Here is a 260-nt window from a genome sequence, read left to right on the forward strand (position 1 = left end):
ATATCCACTGATTCTACTCAAATACCCCCTTAATCCTTCTTGGATACCTGATTAATCAGGCATCCAACCGCCTTTTAGGCAGCAACAGGCGCACTTAGCCTGTTGGCGGCTTTCAAAAGGTTCAAACACATCGCCGTCAGATGGCTTTGTGCACTCACTTTGAGCAGACCAAAATAGGCTGCCCGCGCATAGCGGAATTTACAGTGTAACGTACCGAAGCTTTGTTCGACCACATAACGGGTCTTCGACAAATATCGGTT

Annotated in this window: 1 protein-coding gene; it reads right to left on the minus strand. The window is 47.3% G+C overall.

From position 1 onward, the window contains the following. Window positions 1-74 precede the first annotated feature (74 nt). The coding region (locus tag HMPREF2952_RS10795; protein WP_141754798.1) for a transposase at window positions 75-260 on the minus strand (186 nt) is incomplete at its 5' end.

Origin of the sequence: Neisseria sp. HMSC068C12 (assembly GCF_001814095.1) — a bacterium.
GTDB lineage: Bacteria > Pseudomonadota > Gammaproteobacteria > Burkholderiales > Neisseriaceae > Neisseria > Neisseria perflava.